This is a genomic window from Desulfomicrobium macestii, assembly GCF_014873765.1.
Lineage (GTDB): Bacteria > Desulfobacterota > Desulfovibrionia > Desulfovibrionales > Desulfomicrobiaceae > Desulfomicrobium > Desulfomicrobium macestii.
The window spans coordinates 1-1,257 of sequence record NZ_JADBGG010000096.1 but is presented as its reverse complement, the minus strand read 5'-3'; the positions used below and the strand labels follow the sequence as shown (position 1 = coordinate 1,257).

The 1,257-nt window shown below is 60.7% G+C and carries 1 protein-coding gene; it reads right to left on the bottom strand.

The features are described from left to right. Positions 1-1,106 precede the first annotated feature (1,106 nt). A partial coding sequence (locus H4684_RS20495; protein WP_192625178.1) for an IS3 family transposase occupies positions 1,107-1,257 on the bottom strand: 151 nt, incomplete at its 5' end.

Genomic DNA, 1,257 nt, shown 5'->3' with positions numbered 1-1,257 from the left:
GCACTGCCTCACTCGTGCGACCTGCACGCAACGATTCCGCCGTACGAGGCCCGCGAGGGAGTTTCGAGGCGGCCTGACCGGGCCAACCCGACCCGCCGCACTCCAAACAAGAAAAAAACGCGCCCGCTCACAGCAACGCCGGATGGATCCCCGCCTTCGCGGGGATGACACGTCGTGATGCCGAAGGACCGAAGCATAAACGTGCCGCGGGGATATCGCAGCGTTCTTCCAGAAATTAATAGCATCGCAGTGCCGTGGCGGGGCGGGTTGGTTCGGGCAGGTTGCCTCGACTGTCTGACCGAGCCTGGCATCGTTGGCGAAATCGTTGCTGGCCGCACTGCCTCGCTCGTGCGACCTGCACGCAACGATTCCGCCGTACGAGGCCCGAGAGGGAGTTTCGAGGCGACCTGACCGGGCCAACCCGACCCGTCACACTCCAAACAAGCGAAAAACCGCGCCCTCTCACAACAACGCCGGATGGATCCCCGCCTTCGCGGGGATGACGCATCGTGATGCCGAAGGACCGAAGCATGGAAGTACCGCTTGGATCGCAGTGTTCTTTCGGTAATTCATAGCATCGCAGTGCCGTGGCGGGGCGGGTTGGTTCGGGCAGGTTGCCTCGACTGTCTGACCGAGCCTGGCATCGTTGGCGAAATCGTTGCCGGCCGCACTGCCTCACTCGTGCGACCTGCACGCAACGATTCCGCCGTACGAGGCCCGCGAGGGAGTTTCGAGGCGGCCTGACCGGGCCAACCCGACCCGTCACACTCCAAACAAGCGAAAAACCGCGCCCTCTCACAACAACGCCGGATGGATCCCCGCCTTCGCGGGGATGACGCATCGTGATGCCGAAGGACCGAAGCATGGAAGTACCGCTTGGATCGCAGTGTTCTTTCGGAAATTCATAGCATCGCAGTGCCGTGGCGGGGCGGGTTGGTTCGGGCAGGTTGCCTCGACTGTCTGACCGAGCCTGGCCTCGTACGGCGAAATCGTTGCCGGCCGCACTGCCTCACTCGTGCGACCTGCACGCAACGATTCCGCCGTACGAGGCCCGCGAGGGAGTTTCGAGGTGACCTGTCTTCGCAATAGAGGACACGTTCATTTCCCTAAACAGCTATCTTGATAAACAGCCGTTCATATTCCTCAGGCGCTTGGTAACCAGTCGACGAATGCCTGCGCCGACGATTATAAAAACCTTCAATATATCGAAATATCTGGCTTTGAGCTTCAGACCGCCTCTCGAAAGAACAATGATGC